We start from the raw sequence: 18,061 nt of genomic DNA on the forward strand, positions 1-18,061 counted from the left end.
GGATCGGTTTTTATCAAATTTAGGATGTACATTGTCATGGCTTTTGATCCAAATATGGAACGCTGTAATGAAGGAGAGACCACTTTGACTTATACGATTTCGCAAGTTGCCGAGAAGACAAACCTATCTGTGTACACGATCAGATATTATGATAAAGAGGGCCTTTTACCATTCGTAGATCGTGAGAACGGCGTACGCGTATTTCATGATCAAGATATTGAATGGATCGACTTGATTTGCTGCTTGAAGCATACGGGAATGCCCATCAAGGATATTCGTACTTTCATCCAGTACTGCATGGATAATGATGCTGTCGTGGATAAGGGCCTGGAGATTCTGATTCAGCATAAGCATAATGTGGAGCAACAGATCAGAGATACCCAGCGCAATCTGGAGACTATTGAATACAAAATTAACCATTTGCCGCAAATGTACAAAGAGAAGTTCTCAATTCATCATTAAGCCGGCTTATTAAAAAATCCCTCACTCTCTTCATGAAGAGAGTGAGGGATTTTGGCTTTGAAGGGAAGACTAAATTTTAGCGCAAAGTTTTCAAAGCGCCGCTCCATGCAAGAACTTGGTCAAGCATACCGTTAAGGTTAGTCAGGTGAAGATCAGCTGGCTTGAATACTGAGAAGTTCTCGAAATCTGTGAATAGGGACAATGCAGGGTGAATACGAACGTCAGCAACGGACAATTCGCCCAAAATCCCACGAAGATGCTCAGCCGCACGAGCGCCGCCAACAGAACCATAGCTCACGATACCAGCAGCTTTGTTGTTCCAAGCTTCACGGGCATAATCGAGTGCATTCTTCAGAGCAGCCGAGATACTGTGGTTATATTCTTGAACGATGAAGATAAATCCATCTAGGCTGTCCAGCTTGCTATTCCAAGCAGTTGCTTGTTCTGTAGCATCAGCTTCACCGAGTAGTGGAAGCTTGAAGTCAGCGATATCAACGATCTCATAGTTTGCGTCTCCGCGCTCGTCAGCGATTTTCTTCACCCATTCACCGACTTGTGGGCTCAAGCGACCTTCACGTGTGCTACCTAAGATAATACCGATGTTTAATTTAGACATTGAGAAATCCTCCTCTGAAAGTGTAATAATTTAACAAAAACTTGCTTAAGAATTAATAGCGCTCTGTGGATGTCGATCGAACTTTACTTGCATATTGTCCACAAATCAACTGTTTTAATTCCTAATAATTAATTTAATTTTGAGAATCTTTATATCACGAAATGAATATAACACACCACATTTATTAAATCAAGTACCTTTCGAAAAGTTAGTAAAAAATTTTAGGAAAATATGAAATTTATCCCTATATAAGCTCCCAATAAAAATAGCCCAATGAATTCAAATCGATTGAACTCATGGGCTATTCGTATAAGTTGAACGATTTGCTGCCTTGTTAAAAACAGCGGGGAGATGCTTCTTCCGCTAGAAGCCGAAATATCCGGCAGCATTATTGTACGAGATATCTTCGACCATTTGTCCAAGCAAGACAGGATCATCCGGCGCTTCGCCACGTTCTACCCATTCGCCGATCAGCTCGCATAGGACGCGGCGGAAATACTCATGACGCGTGTAGGATAGGAAGCTACGAGAGTCAGTGAGCATGCCGACAAAGTTGGCGAGCAAGCTTTGCTCGGCGAATAAGGACAACTGTTGACGCATCCCGCCGCGAGTGTCATTGAACCACCAACCGGAGCCGAGCTGTATTTTGCCTGGAGTTTCCTGCTGGAAGCAGCCCATCAGCGTTAGTATCACAAGGTAATCCTTCGGATTAAGAGAATACAGAATCGTCTTTGGTAAGCCTTGATCACTCTCAGCGCGATCGAGCAGCTTCGCTAGCGCTTCAGTGATCGGCTGGTCGTTCAGAGCGTCAAATCCCGTATCTGGCCCCAACAATTTCAACTGTGAAGTATTATTGTTACGGTAAGCATGCATATGTAGTTGCATCGTCCAATTCTTTTCACGATAGAAGGCGATTAACTGGACTAATAGCTCTGTACGGTAAACGGTGATTTCATCCGCTGACAGCTCTTCTTCGGCCAGTCTTTTACGGAATATGTTCTCCAATGTTTCAGCATTTCCAGCTTTATAGCGAAGTACGTCCAGTGCATGGTCGGACAGCCGGCAGCCGTTGTCATGGAAGAATTCGACCCGATTCTTGAGCGCAGCAACTAATTCCTTATAAGATGCAACTTGCAGTCCACTAGCTTTCTCTAGACGATTGAGCCACTCCTTAAAGCCTGGTGCATCGATGTTCAGCGCTTTATCGGGACGGAAGGTAGGCAGTACCTTGAAGTCCTGCTCTTCTTCAGCCAAGCGTTGGTGATAGCTTAGAATCCACGGGGTCGTCGGTTGTACCTATGATTTTAACATTGGTATTCTTGATGATATTTCGGCGTTTAAATGGCTCTGTTGCCAACTTACGGTTCACTTCTTCCCAAATACGCGGTGCAGATTCCTCATTCAGGAGCTCGTCAATGCCGAAGAAGCGACGAAGCTCAAGGTGCGTCCAGCTGTACAACGGATTGCCAATCGTCTTCGGTAGCGTTCTGGACCAAGCCAGGAACTTGTCATAATCGGAAGCATTACCTGTAATATGAGATTCAGGTACTCCGTTAGCGCGCATTAATCTCCATTTATAGTGATCTCCAGATAACCAGGCTTCAGTCAGATTCACAAATGGCTTGTTCTCGTAAATTTCCTGCGGATCGAGATGGCAATGATAATCGATAATCGGCATTTTGCTGGCATGATTATGAAACAATGTCTTGGCCATAGGGGTGGTTAACATAAAATCGTCATTTAAGAACATAATGCTGGCTCCTTTAAATTAAGATAAGTTCGGTTTACAAAGTTACACCCGTTTTGAATATAGCCAGTTCTCGCACATCATTTTGTTCATTGCGCGTTTTTTGGCCGCTGGCTACGGCAATAATATATTGAATGAAGTCTTCAAGCACGTCTTCCATTGGTGTCTCCAACAGCGGACCGGCATTGAAATCCATCCAATGGCCCTTTTTTGCGTACAGTTCATTATTCGTTGCGATCTTTACAGTTGGCACGAAGCTACCGAACGGTGTGCCGCGTCCAGTCGTGAACAACACGAGTTGGCAATCTGCAGCAGCGAGGGCAGAGGAAGCGACAAGATCATTGCCAGGCGCTTGCAGCAAGCTTAGCCCCTTCTTACGAAGCTTCTCTCCATATTGCAGCACGTCGACCACTGGGGAGGTTCCGGCTTTTTGCGTGCAACCTAATGATTTATCTTCCAGTGTACTGATGCCTCCGGCCTTATTCCCTGGTGATGGATTCTCATATACCGGCTCACCGTAAGAGAGAAAATATTGCTTGAAATTATTGATGAGCGAGACAATCTGTTCGAATACCTCGCGGTTCTCTGCACGCGCCATTAACATCTTCTCAGCTCCGAACATTTCGGGTACCTCGGTCAGCACCGAAGTCCCACCTTGAGAGATCAGGAAGTCGGAGAAGGCGCCGAGCAGAGGATTTGCAGTAATACCTGAGAATCCATCTGATCCGCCACATTTGAGGCCAACATTCAGCTCGCTCATCGGAACAGGCTGGCGGTGATCATCCATGGCTGCTTCGTATATTTCTTCAAGCAGGGTGAGCCCTGCGGCAACTTCATCGCCAACCTCCTGGGCGACCAGGAATTTGACCCGTTCTTCATCATAGTCGCCTAAGAGACTACGGAATTCAGAGACGATATTATTCTCGCAGCCGAGGCCGAAGACGAGTACGCCGCCTGCATTTGGATGATTAACGGCATCCATCAGGATCCTGCGCGTCATGCGGTGATCATCTCCTAGTTGCGAGCAGCCGTAAGGATGCTTGAGAATCGTAATGTTGTCGAAGCTACCTAAGTCCGGATGAAGCTGCTTGAATTCGCTCAGCAATTGCTCGGCAATGCCATTAACACAGCCGACGGTTGGTACAATGTAGAGATCGTTGCGAATGCCGACCTTGCCGTTATTGCGGACATAACCATCGAAGGTCATGTTACGCTTTGGATAGGTAACCGGGTGAAGATCGGGTTGATATTCATATTCCTCTTCGCCAGAGAGGCCGGTTTTAAGGTTATGGGTATGCACCCAATCACCAGTAGATATTGCCTCATTAGCCTGGCCAATAGGGTAGCCGTATTTGGTGATCGTATCGCCTTGTTTGAAATTGATAAGCGCCATTTTATGTCCTTGCGGGATAACTTGCTGCACCTTGAATATCTGTCCCTCAAGATTTAATTCCTCTCCAGCTTGAATCGGTTGCAGAACTACGGCGACTGTATCACGCGGATTCATCTTCATGAGTCGCAGCACATTACTTCACCCCTATCCTATGTTCAAGGACTGCACGGCTTCCCGCCACTTCGAGCTGACATAAGTTTGCTTCGAGGCTCTCCTTAAGCCCTGGAAGCTGCGTCAGATCCTCGCCCCATAATTTGCTATTACTCAGAATAGTCGGAACCAAGGTGTCTCGATTACTCCATGCTTCATCAAAAATAGCTAACACCTCGGGGCTGTCCTGACGTTGCAGGCGATCCCCGCGATAACATAGCAATAACGCTGCGAAGGAGAGAGTTATAAGTTCTGGTAGTTGTCCCTTTTCCCGTAGGTAACGCTGTATTACCGGTAGCAGACGGGTCTTGAACTTAGAAATGCTATTCAGGAAAATAGATGTTAATTCATGATGGATGGACGGATTTCTGAATCTCTCCTGCACGGCGGTGGCATAAGAATGCAGTTCTTCGCTGGGAAGGTCGAGCATCGGGATCAGTTCGTTCTCAATTAATAAATTCATGAATCTGGAGAAGCTCGGATCGTTCATGACAGCTTCAACCGTCTCAAGTCCCGCTAGTAAACCAAGCGGAACCATAGCCGTATGAGGGCCATTTAATAGGCGAACCTTGCGTTCACGGTACGGCGTCATGTCTTTGGTTACGACGACATTGAGCCCGGCTTTGGCAAGTGGGAGCTTCTCCTTGAGCCATTCAGGGCCTTCGATGACCCAGAACATGAACGGTTCAGACATAACCATGAATTTATCCTCATAGCCAAGTTCTTGTTCAAGCTCGGCAGCCTTGTCGTGTGGGTAGCCGGATACGATCCGGTCTACCAAGCTGCAGCAGAAGGTGTTATCCTCATCCAGCCAATTCATGAACGCATCTCCGAGGTTCCATTCCTGGGCGTAACGGCATACGATCTCTTTCAATATCTCGCCATTACGGTCGACTAACTCGCAAGGGATAATGGTGAAGCCTTTCTTGCCAAGTTCAAAGCGTCTATATAGAAGAGCGGTCAGCTTGCCTGGAAAACTCTTCTGCGGACTATCAAGACAGTCATTTGGATCGTAGGCGATCCCAGCTTCCGTCGTATTGGAACTGATGAACTCGAGCTCATCATCTTCAGCTAATTTAAGAAAAGTCTCATATTCTCTATAAGGATTGATCAGTCGACTGACACTTGTGATGATCTCCCGATCGTTTACCGTTTGCTGCTGACTGATTCCATTTAAGAGTACCGTATAGAGGTAATCCTGCTGATCCAATCTCAAGCCTATGCCTGGGTTACGCGGTTGAATCAGTACGGCGCTGCCATTAAATAGCCCTTGCTTATTCATCTGCTGCAATTGCCAGTCGACAAACGCTCGCATGAAGTTCCCTTCACCAAACTGAATCATCCGCTCCGGATAGGAGGGGAGATCCGGGAAATTTGCTCTTGTCAGTGTTTTTACCATCAGACTTCAATCTCCTTTTACTTACAAATGCACACGTTAACAATTGGTGTTGTAAAAAAAGAAATTAAGTATGGATCAGTACTTTAGACGAATTGAAATATATGAAACTCATTAACAAGAAATTTAGAGAGAAGATTGTCACGGAAAAATCCCCCATATATTTGATTGTTCACGTGTTCATTTTATGTTTACTTCGTACTTAAGTCAATATTTATAAATTTAGATAGAGCAAGCACCTTGCTTTGGAAAAAAGCCTGCGATGAACGGAGTTGGCTGTCATCTCAGGCTTTACGAATACGATTTATTTTCACCTATGCTAGTGACTGTATGACGGATGATCAATCGGGTCTTGACGAATAATTGTTCAATCGCCGTATTATCAGGATCATTCATCAGTTCGATCAATTTCAGTGTTCCCAGCCTGCTTATATCGGCGATAGGTCTATGAATGGTTGTAAGGGCGGGATTGGTGTATTGGGCAAAGACGATATCATCAAAACCAATTAATGATATTTGATCTGGAATTGACACCCCTCTGGCATAGCAGGCATTCATTGCGCCGATTGCCATATTATCGTTGGAGCAGAGCACCATGGACGGCGGTTTAGGTAAAGATAACAGTACGTTCATCGCACTGAATCCGCTCTCCACCGTATAGTCACCTGATGCGAAATATTCGGGTCTAACAGGAATTTGCTTTGCCAGCATGCTCTCGATAAAGCCTTGCTTACGCTCGGACGCTGATTTGAAATCAGGTCTACCCTCAATCATGGCCAGCCTGCGATGACCTTGGGAAATCGCATATTCGATCGCTTCCTTGACGCCTGTACGGTCACCCGCGATTACATTCATAATGCTTGTATCTTCCAGTTGGCGATTGAGCACGACTAGAGGGATATTGGCCTTTTTGACATGATAAATAAAGGCATTGTCTGCATCGCTCTGGCTGATGACGAGAATACCGTCGAAGCGCTGGCGGGAGATACTGTCAAGGTGCTGGATGCTGTCAATGCCACTAACCGTCAGGTTATAGTTCTCATCAAGCACATGTTTGATGCCCTTGATCACGTCAACGAGGAAGCTCTCCGATGTACCTTGATCGATCGAGGAGAAGAACAGGCCGATGGTATAGGATTTTCTCGTAACCAGGCTCTTGGCGCTGAAGTTCGGTACATAGTTTAGTTCCGCAGCGATTTTTTCAATTTTGTCCCGAGTTTCCTTCTTAATCAGCGGATTACCGTTGAGAGCCCTAGATACGGTCGTATGGGAGACGCCGGCGACTCTAGCAATATCTTTAATCGTGATCATGTATACCTCTTAATTTTTATTAATGTGTGTTCAAAAAGTACGGTTTTCAGCATCGAAGCGTATTCTTCCGATGTGCGTTTTATCAAAACGCCTCAGTTGGATGAAGCTAGGGTTACCTTTAATAGATGATAACGTGTTCATTTTATGTCTAAGAGGGAGTGCAAGTCAATTAGATAAATTGACTTGCTCCCAGCGGTATCCTAGCACTTCTTCAACATCGGCAATCTGCAAGATGAAGAGAGCGATGTCAGCTTCGGGATGGCGTGCGGATATCTGGGAAAGTCGTATGCCGATTTTCTCCGGGTCTTTACGATTGACAATAAGATCTTCAAGCAGGACGGAGACTCCGGTTAGGTCACCGAACTGCTCAGCCTCGAATGGTTCAAATGGGCCGGATAAGGGCAAGTAGAGCACCTCACTCCAATCCAATTCGCCCGACTCGGGCTGAACAATGAGCTGAAGCGGGTGTATTCCTTCCGATATGAAGTCACAATATACAGCTAACCTCATAGCTCGGCTCCTCCTTTGCCTTCAGTCATCTGTCGCTCCAATTGGTTCAGAATTCGCATCGTCTCGGGAGACCAAGAATCGGCTAGCTGCTGCTTCCGGTCCGCTTCGCGGGCCGCGGCGATCAATGTTCCCTGGAGTACTCTGCGCTGGACTTGATCGAGTCTTCGTTCCGCCAATTCCAAAGTGACGTGGAAATGCTCCGCGATGAACGGAATCGCATCGTAATGTTGGTCGGGATATTTAATCTGTCCAGCATGTAGAACGGCATCGCAGCATAAAGGACGAACTGTTCGGCTTCTGTCTCCTGTGCATTCTTGAAGAGCAGTGGCATTCGACGCTGATCACCTGGCATGTCGCAGCACATGGCAAAGCTCATGGAAGAAGACCAACCTAGCGCTCAGTTCCTGCGTCTGTTTATTAATAAAAATAACTTTATCCTCATTATCAGAGAAGGATGGGCAAGCCTCATAGATCAGCTCAACGCCGAAGGCTTCAGCAATATGATCGATGTCGAGCTGGTCAGGAAGCATAATTCCGTGACTCATATATTCTGTACTGATCCATTGCTCCAAAGGAGTTTCCTGGTAATAGGAGAATAACATAAATCCACCTCAAATAAGAATGTATGTTCGCTATGTGTTGGAAAATAATGGCCCTTTGGTAAGGGCCCGTTTAAAATCAACTTGATATTAAATAGATTCGTCGTCATAGATGCTGAATCCTCTATTTTATGGATTGTTTTTATCTGTTTTTTCGCTGTCCTTATGAAGCAATTTCTTCTTCTGCTCACGATAGGCCTTTAGCGCGGCCTCCATCATGGCAATTTCGTCAGCGGTATAGGCTTCAGGCCCACCGTAAAAAGACAAGTTCGTCACCGCTTCCTTCATAGGAGACGGGTCCTGGGTTCTTCCTAGCAAATAATCCCCACTTGTGTCGAGCGCATCGACGATTCGACGCAGCGATTCTGGATCGGGCTTGCGATCATTCGTCTCATAACGCGACAATTGGACGATCGTGAGCTCCGCTTTGGTGGCTAAATCTTTCTGCGTAAATTGCTTCAATTCTCTAAGGTACTTGATACGATCACCAAGGGTTTGCATAATAATTCCTCTTTCATCGTTTGGATTATTATATCATATAGTTACCATATTGGTAAGATGATTTATATATTTATTTATGAATTACATAGATTGACATTACCGTAACGGTAACATATAATGCAATTAAGGTTACCGAATTGGTAAGAAACTCGGTGAAAAGGAGGGGAAACGACAAAAACGGATCGTATAATCCAGAAGAATTGTAAGGTTCATATACTTATAAGTTACCAAAATGGCATTAATAATTCAATTATCTTATGATCATATATTTTATTGGTGAATTTGGGGAGGGATTGTTATGGCAAGACGCAACACTAACATTTATTTGACCGTATTTGAGAATCTGCCGATCAATCAGACTGCAACAAGAGTGGCTGTGGAACAGCGCCTTGAAGAGATCCGTCATTACCGGAAAATTGGTTTTATCCGTCGCGAGGCTGGAATTACGGCCAGTTATCAGCCAAGATATCACGGTAATACGAATCTTGTCAGCAAACCGTCCGAACATCTGGCTATATCGAATGTGGATCGCGAGGCGGAATTAATCCGCAAATCAGAATTGTTGGACAAGGCGATGTGCTGTCTATCTGCGGTACAGCGCGAGGTTATTGAACGAAGCTATCTAAGCAGGGAGGAAGAGTACGATTTTATCAGCTGCGGTGAGATGGGCATCAGTGATAGAACCTATCGGCGAATCAAGGCTAGTGCGCTTCGCATCCTAGCGGTCGCTATGAAGTTGGAAGTATTTGAGGATGAGGAGCCTGGGAGAGTAAGGGAATATGCGAAATGCAGTAATACTTAGTATTTGGTATCAGTCGGCAGATTGCCGCTTTTCTTTTTAGAGGTAGTTCAAAAAGTTCGATTTTGATCACGAAGTAACACAGAGAGCTTATTCGACATCAAATCTTGAATTCAGCCGGGCCTTCCGGTGTTCACGTACCAACTACGTACGCTCCGCTCCTCAGGCCCTAGCTTTATCCAACCTTCTCGGTGCTGAAAATCGACCTTTTTGAACTCGCACTTAAATAACCGAACATATGTCCGTATTGTGTCCTGTGGATGTCCCACTACTTTCTTTTTGCCGTGTTAAATTTGTATTGTGGCAATGAGGCGAGAAGGACAAGAAGCCTTGTATCGTCGAAGAAACCGGAAAAGTCGCTGAACTTAATTTCAGCGGCTTTTCTTATTTATGCCACAAAAATTTATTAGAGGTGATTATTTATGAAAAAAGTATTGTACGTACCGCTCGATGATCGTCCCGTAAACCTGGATGATGTGATTACGTTAGGACGCTCCGCCGGATTGCAGCTGATTACGCCTGACCCTATGGACATTCGGAACCGTATCGATGCTGAGGCAGAAGCTTTGGGAGATCAGTTGATACGAACCTGCTCGCCAACGTTTGGCAATACAGCGAACATTCGTCAATTCATTATTGACCATGCGGCTAAAGTTGATGGCTTCATTATTTCGATTGATATGCTCGCTTACGGCGGGCTGATCGGCGCCAGACGACTCCGGGAGAACGGGGCGGAGTTTATCCGAACTATGATTCCGCCACAGCCCATTTGCTCGATGTTATCTGTCAGATTAAAAAGCGTTATCCCCATAAACCGGTCTATGTGCTGGATACGATTATGCGGCTAGCGACAACGTCCTTTACAGAAGGGCTTACCTACGATGCCTACGTAGAATCTCGTAATTTCATGGGCCAGCCTCGCCAAGCCTATACGGCTTTCAGCGATATTCTGAACGGATACAACACTTCTGATACGGATACTCAATACGGCGACACCACGGAGTTTAATAAAGAGCAGTATTATAACGCCCGTCAGCATAAGTTCAAGACGAACTATTATGTGCTGGACCAATTGGCTCGCCGTGGTTATATCGATTTTCTAGCGGTTGGAGTTGATGATGCGAAGACGGAAGGTGTGCAGATCAACGAGATCCGCTTTGTGGAGAACTTTATTAACCGTTCGCTTGGAGGTCGTGGTGGACAAAATCCGAACCTGGCGATTATTTTACCCGATGCCGACGGTCTTGGACACTCTTTAGTAGCACGTATGGCTAATCATTTAAATAGAGGGAAAAAAGGTAGAACAAAATTTGCGCTTCAATATTATGGGCCGCACGGTTCCACGATTATTAACCCGTATGAATATATGAGCGTACATGATAATATTCTTCGTCATATCGATATTGTCGGAGGGCAATTTGTCACCAACTCGCCGGATATCGAGATTATCGCCATTACGGACGTCACCCAGGTATCTAGTGCTATGGCGGGGATTGAGGCTAATGGTGCGGGTAACCGGGCAACCGTAGTAATTGATTTTGTCGCTCAGGGGCAGCCAATGCCGCAGTAACAGATGCATTATTGGGAAGCCAATATACCGGACGGCTGCTTGGCTACAGCGCATGGAATACAGCCGGTAATAAAATCGGACTCTCCTTAGGGATGAGTCAGGCTCGCTACAGCTTCCTGGTCTCGGAGAAGAAGGGGCCAGTGCTCGAAGCAGCTGTCAATGCGCACGGATCTTTGCTGTTCAAACGCTTCCTGAAGGACTACTACTACAAAGCAGTGGCCATTGGTGAAATCCGGACCTACTCAAGAAGCCATGGTAAGTATAGCAATTTTCCGCAAACGATGGCGGATCAGAATATGCTTGTCTTCAACCCGCCGGAAGATTATGAATATATGCTTACTTTGCTGCGGGATCGAATGCAAACTCTAGTAACGACCTTGGGAGATAAGCCGGCCTTCCTGATCGGCAACTCCGATAGTGCGCGTAATGTGAAACAAATCTGCGGATCTTCCTGGAGGCTTACAGGTTACAGTAGTGTTATTTTACCTTATGAAAATCCTGATTTCCTATGGGGCCGTGCCTTTGAGATTACGCTGGCTCCTGAAGTCAAGTTGAAGTAACCCGCCTTATTCCCTACTCTTTCTTTAGTTAGACAAGGTAATAGAAGACTTCAAGCAAAAGGACCTCATCAACCGCGATATGCGGAGGTGAGGTCCTTATTTAAATTAGGTGGTCACTATGCCCCTGTAATAGGAATTTCGTTCTTCTTGAAACTGATACTATCCACTTTCCAGATCCCTTCGCTATAGACGAATTGAGCTTGCCTGGTCATCGTAACCAAATTCCCAGATTCATTCTGTCCAAGATCAATAGACTGTGAGAACCTCCCCGTCGTAGCGCTTGTATAATAAGCCGGGGATGTAAGATCTTTAAATACGTATTTACTGTTAAGCCCCTTGTCCTGAATAATCGAATTAATGAACCGATCCGTGAAGTACGGTGCGAAGTAAGAACGAACCTGTTCGATAGCAGATATATCGTTCGCTTTGTTTAACATGTCGGATAATTGACGTAAACGATCCATGGTAACTTTCTGTCCGGCAGAGGGTTGTCCGGGATTCATATTCACTACGATTTGCAGATCATTCAATGTAATTGTAGCTTGTCTGACTCTTTGATCCCACGTCACGTCCGCACCTAATGTCTGACTTACAAAACGGAGGGGAACATAGGTAGTTCCTCCATTTATGATCTGTGCAGGAACGTCTAAAGTAACCTCGGATTGATTGACTTGAACCTTCTTCGAGCCCAGAACTAGCTGTATGGTATTGTCGTCTTTGACAATAGTAATAAGCTGACTACGCTTATCCCATTCAACTTGAGCACCTAAATGCTGAGATACATCCCGAAGAGGAATAAGTACACGATTGTTCTGCAGTTTCCCATTATCCAGTTCCACAGCGGCAGGACTCGCAAAGCTGGAGGTGGATAATATAGGAATAGCCAGCATGGCAGAGGCCAGTAAGGATAACGTCAATTTTTTAAACATGCGAACCTCCGTATCTCTAATAATGATATAAGCGTTAATATATTAAACGTAAAATAGATAGAAATAGTTGCAAAAAATTTGGGTTTAACAGGAAAATAGGGTGTTGGTCCTAGGACTAAAAAACGTGATCTCAAAGAGACCACGTAGCGTAACCAAGGACATCCATATTTTTTGTGTAAGAAAGCAGCTTGATTTTTATTTTAACGGGTAAATCTTCTTGAGGAAATGACATTCCCTCATAATATTCGTTAGTGTTTCTTATTGGAGAGTTTTGATAAATTTTATCCGGGTTTACAAAGTCTAGATAGTATATTCTTCCGCTCTGAAATTCAATTTGCGATTCTATATAAATGCCATCAGTGCTATTAGCTAATGATTCAACTTGATAGTCTATTCCATAATATACATAATTCTTAAAATCGGGTTTACTAAACAGCCCATTCACAGTCAGCTTAATATTACCAAATTCAACAGGATCACCTAATTTCAATTCTTCCTTATACACAATTGGTTCTGGGGATTTTGAGGGCTGTTCTGGAGGAGGGGGGACCTGTGTATTAGGATTAGTGATCAGTATCTCATCCTTTTTCTTATCATAACTAACGTCCAACCCTAACACTCTTCCAATCTCCCCAACCTGGCAGATAGTTTAGATTATTGTAATTAATCGGTTGAGCATTAAGATTAACTTTTTCACCATTGACGAGTACGCTAACCGTGGTATTAAGCTTGGCTGTTATGGATTTTACGGTTTGGGCAAGGGCAGGACTTGCAACGGAAATGGTTAATCCTAGAGCGAGGCCTGTAATTAAGCACCCTATTTTTTTCAATACATCCCCTTCTTTCTTTAGAGAGTGTCTATTTATATTACTATCAATTATAAGGATAGATTGAAATATTTACCATGCAATAAAAATACGAACATACGTCCGCTCATTGTCCTCCGGATGTCCGTCCATTTCCCTTTAGGCGTGTTAAATTTGTATTGTGAGAATCAGGCGAACGGGCCAGTGAGGCCCTCCATCGCCGGATAGAACAGGAAAGTCGCTGAAATTGATTCAGCGGCTTTTCTTTTGGGAGGGTAGCCAATGCCAACGTGCAACAACAACAAGAATCCGCCTGCAGCGCCAGTTACTGAAATCGAGTGGAAGCAGCCCGAGCTGTGTATCAGCTGTATATGGGGGCGGCTCGAAGGTACGAAACAATTTTGTAGCCTGCCACGGTGTGTGGTGGAGGCTCGGCGCGGTCGGCTCACCATCGGTTGGACAAGATTGAAGATGCTCAGAAGTGGCTCTGGCGCACCATTGCGGCGTCGATCATTACGATTGTCGTCGGGGCTATTTTAACGGTAATTAAATTACAAGGTGGGGCGTGCGTACAAGCCGACTGTCTGTAATCTAGCATATTTTACAGTAAAGGAAGTGATGGTTATGCAGACAAGGAAATCAGGCAATGCCCAAGGGATTGACGTTTCCCATTGGCAGGGCAAGATCGATTGGGCGAAGGTAGCAGCTAACGGGATTTCATTCGCTTTTATCAAAGCCACTCAGAACGGCGTAGATGAGAGGTTTATTGAAAATGCCCGGGCGCAAAGGCGGCGGGGTTGATGATCGGCGCCTATCATTATTTGGATAATTCCGTGATGACCGAAGCGGCGGCGAAATCGGCAGCGCAAGTATTCTACAATGCGATCCAGTCAGCGGGAGTAAAATTCGATCTTCCTCCTGTACTAGATTACGAATCGAAATCAGGTAGTTTAAGTGCGGCGGGAGTTACTGCGGTTGCAAAGGCTTTTCTAAATGAAATCGGGCAATTAACCGGTGCTACACCAATGCTCTATACCTATCCAGCGTTCATTGGCAACTTCAGTGGATTGAGCCAATATCCGCTCTGGATTGCAAGGTATAGTACTCAGACACCTGTTGACGCATCCGGTTGGACTCGCTGGACGTTCTGGCAATATAGCGACGGGCAAAGCGGAGGCACACTGCCTAATGGTTCGAGAATCGTCGGCGGGATTAATGGATCGGTGGATCTGAATGAATTCGACGGTACCGAGGTTGAGCTGAGAAATAAATATGGACCTAAGAAGGAGGAGCCAAAAGTGAGTGAGCGCGATGTGAATCAAGTCAGCGATTGGGCTGCAAAAGACTGGGCGGAGGCCAAGGCGAATGGTTACTTCGATGGGACAAGACCAGGGGCGACGATAACGAGAGAAGAGACAGCGATCGTGATTAATCGATTAAGATCGAACTTCCTCAAGCTGATCTCAGGTAACATAGCTAGAATTAGTGATCTGGAAGAAAGACTGAAACGGATTGAGCAAGGGGGTCAATGATATGAATAAGAAAAGATGGCGAAACTATGCGTTATGGGTTAGTATCGTATCTCAAGTCCTGCTCCTCGTTCAACTTCTCGGACATTTGACAGGACTGTTCGACTTAACCGATGTGTTGAAGCAGGATATTTTGGCTATTACGGATGTAATCCTAGGTCTACTTGCTACGCTAGGCATTATTTCTAACCCGACCAAGCCCAATAGCGGCGGATACAATCTATAATCCCTCTATTAGTTCTATAACAATCTGAGAGGACTGAAATAATTGAATACACGATTAAGAAATCGCCCGTTCGGTCTAGTGATCGGAGGGGCGTTTTTTTTGTTGCTTGTGAGTTATGAATAAGCTTCCGAAATTCTATATTTGTATTCAATATTTTGTCTTTATTGGATTCTATTATGATATAATTTTGAGAGTACAATATACGGCTATAAGGGTGGTCGGCTAATCTCCCGGAAGGGAGGTGATGCCCATGGAAGTCAAGGATGCACTTTCCTTAATGTTCATGTTCGGTATGTTCATTTTGGCGCTTCTTACTTACATGAAAAAGAAATAGACCGCCCTCGCCAAGGAAACGGTCTATCTCGACCTCAACTTTAGCGGCCGACTGCTCTTTATGCAGTTATTGTACGTGGAGTCGTGTTCGCGCACGGCTCCTTACTATTTTACCTTAGTATAGCTCATTTCATAACATATTTATAGAGGTTGTTCAGAAAGTCCGCTTTTGATTAACCGCCCTTTTTGAATACGCACTTATAGAGGGATGTTACTTTAAAAAGTTTCTTCTTAAACATTATAACGTTATATTTACTAATCACAAATTCCGTGCTATCGTAAACATTATAATGTTACGTTGAAGATTTAAAAAGGCTACTTTTAGTGGACTTTTTGAACTACCTTATATCGAAATGTGGTGAGAGGGATGGATGATAGATTTATTCTCCACAACGTGAAGCGCGTGGATGGAGAGGAAATCGACATCATTATTGAGGAAGGCAGGATTGTTGGGATCACTCCGGTCGGTCAGGGTATCTCCGCACAGAGTCAACCGGATAGCGGCTCTACCGCTTACGATAGACTGGAAACTCCCAGTCTGAGTCAATCCGTAGACGGAACTACCGTATGCGACGGGCAGGGGACTATGTCTCCAGCGGTTGGATTGACATGCATGTGCATGCTTTTCCGGAATTCGATCCTTACGGCGACGTAATCGATGAAATTGGCGTGAGGCAGGGTGTAACGACGATTGTCGATGCTGGAAGCTGCGGAGCAGACAGAATCAAAGACTTGGTCGAGAGCAGTCAGGAAGCGATGACTAACTTGTTCGCATTTCTGAACATTTCACGAATCGGCCTAAAAAGAATCGACGAGCTCTCCAATCTCGAATGGATTGACCGCGGCAAGGTACTGGCTTCAGTTGATACGTTCAGTGATGTAATTGTCGGCCTTAAGGCGCGGATTAGCAGCAGTGTGGTCGGTGAGAACGGGATTAAGCCGCTGCAGAAGGCTCGGAGTCTATCTAGTGAGACAGAGTTGCCGTTAATGGTACATATCGGCTCGGCCCCTCCAGACATTACGGAGGTAATTCCGTTGTTAGAGCGAAAAGATATTATTACGCACTATTTAAATGGTAAGAAGAACAATCTGTTTGATGAGCATGGTCAGCCTCTTAAGGTACTGCAGGATGCGATAGCCCGGGGCGTGCATCTGGATGTGGGTCATGGGACGGCGAGCTTCTCGTTCAAGGTTGCTGAAGCGGCCAAACAATATGGCATCACGCCAAATACGATCAGCACAGACATTTATCGTGGTAACCGGTTGAACGGTCCGGTGTACAGCATGGCCAATGTGCTGTCTAAATTCCTGCTGCTCGGCTATCCACTAGAACAAATCATCGCAGCGGTTACGACGAATGCTGCCGAATGGCTGGGCCGTCCGGATCTTGGACGTATCCACATAGGAGATGCAGCTAACTTAACTCTATTTAGTCTTGATCAGGAATCCGCAATACTGACCGATTCGGAAGGTGAGCAACGGACGACGAATCAGCTCATAAAAGCCAAAGGAGTGTATACGAATGGGACATTCATTAAATGCGAAGTACGGGCTTAAGCGCGTCATCAATGCTAGCGGCCGCATGAGTATTCTTGGCGTATCTGCGCCGAGCGATACTGTAATGGAGGCGATGAGGCAGGGCGGGCAGAGCTATGTGGAAATCGCCGACCTAGTGAACAAAGCAGGCGACCGCATCGCTGGGATTCTGGGCTCAGAAGCGGCGGTTGTCGTAAATTCAGCTTCCAGCGGCATCGCTCTCTCCGTTGCCGGATCGTCACGAGGGGGAACGCCGCCAGAGCGAGCGACTCCATCAAGACCCGATCTTCCAGAATGAGATCATTATTCTCAAAGGCCATAATGTACAGTACGGTGCTCCGGTAGAGACGATGGTCTATCTGGGCGGAGGCAAGCTGGTTGAGGTCGGTTATGCCAATGAAGGCCGAGCCGAGCATATTGAGGACGCCATCTCCGAGAAGACAGCAGCTATTTTATATGTAAAATCACACCACGCTGTTCAGAAGAACATGATCTCAGTGGAAGAGGCGTGGGTGGTGGCCCAGCGCAACGGAGTTCCGCTTATTGTTGATGCGGCTGCTGAAGAGGATTTGCAGAAATACGTGAAATGCTCTGATCTGGCCATTTACAGTGGATCCAAAGCGATCGAAGGCCCGACCTCAGGCATCGTTGCCGGTAGACGTACTTATATCGAATGGGTAAAGGTGCAATTGTCTGGGATTGGTCGCAGCATGAAGGTCGGGAAGGAGACGTCCTTTGGTTTACTGCAGGCGCTCGATGAATATATGGTGAAGGAAGATCGCAGTGAGCAGGAAAAAGAAACCTTGCAAGCTCTAATGCCACTTAACGAACTGGCCGGAGTAAAGGTATCGATTGTACAGGATGAGGCAGGACGGGCTATTTTCCGGGCAAGGGTTCAGATAGATTCGCAGCAAGCTGGCGTAACAGCCAAGGACGTAGTAACAGGTTTACAAAATGGAAACATTGCAGTATATACGCGGGATTACGGGGTAAGGCAAGGTTATTTTGATATCGATCCGCGCCCGTTGTTAGGGGACGACATCCACGTTATTGAATCTAGAATCCGTGAATTAGCAGGAGGTAAATAA

The 18,061-nt window shown here is 45.6% G+C and carries 19 protein-coding genes and 4 pseudogenes; 11 read left to right on the forward strand and 12 right to left on the reverse strand.

The features are described 5' to 3' along the window. Positions 1–36: 36 nt before the first annotated feature. The gene (locus RE628_RS07065) at positions 37–462 is read left to right on the forward strand and encodes a MerR family transcriptional regulator (RefSeq protein ID WP_309158102.1); all 426 of its coding nucleotides are present in this window, start codon (positions 37–39) and stop codon (positions 460–462) included. A gap of 76 nt (positions 463–538) precedes the next feature. On the opposite strand, the gene RE628_RS07070 is transcribed toward RE628_RS07065, so the two are convergent. The 9 genes and pseudogenes from RE628_RS07070 to RE628_RS07110 form a co-directional block, all read right to left on the reverse strand. Beyond that, positions 539–1,078: an NADPH-dependent FMN reductase gene (locus RE628_RS07070; protein ID WP_309158103.1), complete on the reverse strand. Its 540-nt coding sequence runs from the start codon at positions 1,076–1,078 to the stop codon at positions 539–541. 363 nt (positions 1,079–1,441) lie between these two features. Next, positions 1,442–2,828: pseudogene (gene uxaC / locus RE628_RS07075) on the reverse strand (glucuronate isomerase). A gap of 34 nt (positions 2,829–2,862) precedes the next feature. After that, complete coding sequence (locus RE628_RS07080; protein ID WP_309158104.1) at positions 2,863–4,350, reverse strand: UxaA family hydrolase; 1,488 nt, start codon at positions 4,348–4,350, stop codon at positions 2,863–2,865. 1 nt (position 4,351) lies between these two features. Further along, on the reverse strand, positions 4,352–5,767 hold the full coding sequence (locus tag RE628_RS07085; protein ID WP_309158105.1) for a tagaturonate reductase: 1,416 nt from the start codon (positions 5,765–5,767) through the stop codon (positions 4,352–4,354). Between the two features lie 288 nt (positions 5,768–6,055). Next, positions 6,056–7,075 (reverse strand): LacI family DNA-binding transcriptional regulator, encoded by a 1,020-nt coding sequence (locus RE628_RS07090; RefSeq protein WP_309158106.1) that lies wholly within the window; start codon positions 7,073–7,075, stop codon positions 6,056–6,058. Between the two features lie 165 nt (positions 7,076–7,240). Further along, a complete protein-coding gene (locus tag RE628_RS07095; protein ID WP_309158107.1) occupies positions 7,241–7,585 on the reverse strand; it encodes a hypothetical protein in 345 nt (114 codons plus the stop codon). Continuing rightward, positions 7,582–7,761 (reverse strand): hypothetical protein, encoded by a 180-nt coding sequence (locus RE628_RS07100; RefSeq protein WP_309158108.1) that lies wholly within the window; start codon positions 7,759–7,761, stop codon positions 7,582–7,584. Before RE628_RS07100 ends, RE628_RS07095 begins: the two co-directional genes overlap by 4 nt. A 165-nt stretch (positions 7,762–7,926) precedes the next feature. Beyond that, positions 7,927–8,187: an ImmA/IrrE family metallo-endopeptidase gene (locus RE628_RS07105; RefSeq protein ID WP_309158109.1), complete on the reverse strand. Its 261-nt coding sequence runs from the start codon at positions 8,185–8,187 to the stop codon at positions 7,927–7,929. A 126-nt stretch (positions 8,188–8,313) separates the two neighbouring features. Beyond that, the gene (locus RE628_RS07110; RefSeq protein WP_309158110.1) at positions 8,314–8,685 is read right to left on the reverse strand and encodes a helix-turn-helix domain-containing protein; all 372 of its coding nucleotides are present in this window, start codon (positions 8,683–8,685) and stop codon (positions 8,314–8,316) included. 298 nt (positions 8,686–8,983) lie between these two features. Between RE628_RS07110 and RE628_RS07115 the strand changes: the two genes are divergently transcribed. The 4 genes from RE628_RS07115 to RE628_RS07130 all read left to right on the forward strand — a co-directional run bounded on the left by RE628_RS07115 (position 8,984) and on the right by RE628_RS07130 (position 11,614). After that, positions 8,984–9,487 (forward strand): ArpU family phage packaging/lysis transcriptional regulator, encoded by a 504-nt coding sequence (locus tag RE628_RS07115; protein WP_309158111.1) that lies wholly within the window; start codon positions 8,984–8,986, stop codon positions 9,485–9,487. 419 nt (positions 9,488–9,906) lie between these two features. Continuing rightward, positions 9,907–10,332 carry a DUF4127 family protein gene (locus RE628_RS07120; protein WP_309158112.1) on the forward strand — a complete coding sequence of 142 codons (426 nt, stop codon included), beginning with the start codon at positions 9,907–9,909 and terminating at the stop codon, positions 10,330–10,332. After that, positions 10,308–11,054 carry a DUF4127 family protein gene (locus tag RE628_RS07125; protein WP_375143050.1) on the forward strand — a complete coding sequence of 249 codons (747 nt, stop codon included), beginning with the start codon at positions 10,308–10,310 and terminating at the stop codon, positions 11,052–11,054. The genes RE628_RS07120 and RE628_RS07125 overlap by 25 nt, the downstream gene beginning before the upstream one ends. 11 nt (positions 11,055–11,065) lie before the next feature. Then, positions 11,066–11,614, forward strand: a complete 549-nt coding sequence (locus RE628_RS07130; RefSeq protein ID WP_309158116.1) for a DUF4127 family protein — start codon at positions 11,066–11,068, stop codon at positions 11,612–11,614. Between the two features lie 116 nt (positions 11,615–11,730). On the opposite strand, the gene RE628_RS07135 is transcribed toward RE628_RS07130, so the two are convergent. The 3 genes from RE628_RS07135 to RE628_RS07145 form a co-directional block, all read right to left on the reverse strand. Beyond that, on the reverse strand, positions 11,731–12,543 hold the full coding sequence (locus tag RE628_RS07135; RefSeq protein ID WP_309158118.1) for a copper amine oxidase N-terminal domain-containing protein: 813 nt from the start codon (positions 12,541–12,543) through the stop codon (positions 11,731–11,733). Between the two features lie 130 nt (positions 12,544–12,673). After that, on the reverse strand, positions 12,674–13,162 hold the full coding sequence (locus tag RE628_RS07140) for a hypothetical protein (RefSeq protein ID WP_309158120.1): 489 nt from the start codon (positions 13,160–13,162) through the stop codon (positions 12,674–12,676). Beyond that, positions 13,143–13,373, reverse strand: a complete 231-nt coding sequence (locus tag RE628_RS07145; RefSeq protein ID WP_309158122.1) for a hypothetical protein — start codon at positions 13,371–13,373, stop codon at positions 13,143–13,145. Before RE628_RS07145 ends, RE628_RS07140 begins: the two co-directional genes overlap by 20 nt. Before the next feature lie 392 nt (positions 13,374–13,765). Here RE628_RS07145 and RE628_RS07150 point away from each other — a divergent pair, with 392 nt between their 5' ends. The 6 genes and pseudogenes from RE628_RS07150 to RE628_RS07175 all read left to right on the forward strand — a co-directional run bounded on the left by RE628_RS07150 (position 13,766) and on the right by RE628_RS07175 (position 18,061). Beyond that, on the forward strand, positions 13,766–13,939 hold the full coding sequence (locus tag RE628_RS07150; RefSeq protein ID WP_309158124.1) for a hemolysin XhlA family protein: 174 nt from the start codon (positions 13,766–13,768) through the stop codon (positions 13,937–13,939). 34 nt (positions 13,940–13,973) lie between these two features. After that, positions 13,974–14,881 (forward strand): annotated as a pseudogene (locus tag RE628_RS07155) (glycoside hydrolase family 25 protein). A 1-nt stretch (position 14,882) separates the two neighbouring features. Then, positions 14,883–15,104 (forward strand): phage holin, encoded by a 222-nt coding sequence (locus RE628_RS07160; RefSeq protein WP_309158126.1) that lies wholly within the window; start codon positions 14,883–14,885, stop codon positions 15,102–15,104. Between the two features lie 250 nt (positions 15,105–15,354). Further along, entirely contained in the window at positions 15,355–15,438 is an 84-nt protein-coding gene (locus RE628_RS07165; protein ID WP_220687457.1) for a putative holin-like toxin, read from the forward strand. Positions 15,439–15,804: 366 nt separating this feature from the next. Next, positions 15,805–16,994: pseudogene (locus RE628_RS07170) on the forward strand (amidohydrolase/deacetylase family metallohydrolase). Beyond that, a pseudogene (locus tag RE628_RS07175) lies at positions 16,960–18,061 on the forward strand (DgaE family pyridoxal phosphate-dependent ammonia lyase). The pseudogenes RE628_RS07170 and RE628_RS07175 overlap by 35 nt, the downstream one beginning before the upstream one ends.

Origin of the sequence: Paenibacillus sp. D2_2, from assembly GCF_031199965.1 — a bacterium.
Lineage (GTDB): Bacteria > Bacillota > Bacilli > Paenibacillales > Paenibacillaceae > Fontibacillus.